Below are 718 nucleotides of genomic sequence, written 5' to 3' on the forward strand. Positions count from 1 at the left end.
AAAATATCGAGTTCGCACATCTTGTTGTCTGGTTATTGATTTTTTGCGAAACCATTTGATCATACGACAAGATGTGTATCTACCTTAACTTGATGATTTTTATCAAAATCATTAGGGGATTCCTCAGTGCCACGCGTTGGCTGTCCCTCTTAAATGCTTTGTTAGGTATTTTTGCTAAGGTAGTTAACTACAACATTTAGAATCAATGCTCCCGCTGCAATCCAAAGTCCGATTCGAGTGTACATGTTTGAACGTTTTAAATGCTCGTTATCTTGCTGTCTTTTTTGCATGATTTCAGCGGCTTTGAACAACATACCTTTCTGATACGGATAAAAGAAACAGTTGCTCCTATTACTTGTTATTACTTTTTTGTAAAAATCTGGATCTTTCGTTGCACCTTCTCGCCAAACACCCATATGACATTTTGCAGCGTAGTGATCTTTTATAGGATTAGCTTTCATCCTGTCAATTTCACAACGCTCTACATTAGAAAAGGAATTTGAAGTTTCAAAATCCGAGTCAATAGATGTATATTCTTTCGTCAACAAGTGGCAGTTTCTACAGTTTTTCTTCATAACTTTCTCAAATACCTAACGCCGCATTAAGGGGCAGCCAACGCTACTACCAACTTTCCGCATAACATCGTAATCGCAAAAACCAACGCATAATAAAAATGCCACGCGTTGGCTGTCCCTCTTAAATGCTTTGTTAGGCAGAT

The 718-nt window shown here is 37.9% G+C and carries 1 protein-coding gene; it reads right to left on the minus strand.

Annotation, left to right across the window (positions count from 1 at the left end):
* Positions 1–161: 161 nt before the first annotated feature.
* On the minus strand, positions 162–575 hold the full coding sequence (locus FKQ60_RS17315; RefSeq protein WP_170905689.1) for a hypothetical protein: 414 nt from the start codon (positions 573–575) through the stop codon (positions 162–164).
* Between the last annotated feature and the right edge of the window lie 143 nt (positions 576–718).

It is taken from the genome of Vibrio sp. A11, from assembly GCF_013048705.1.
In the GTDB taxonomy this organism is placed as follows: domain Bacteria; phylum Pseudomonadota; class Gammaproteobacteria; order Enterobacterales; family Vibrionaceae; genus Vibrio; species Vibrio metschnikovii.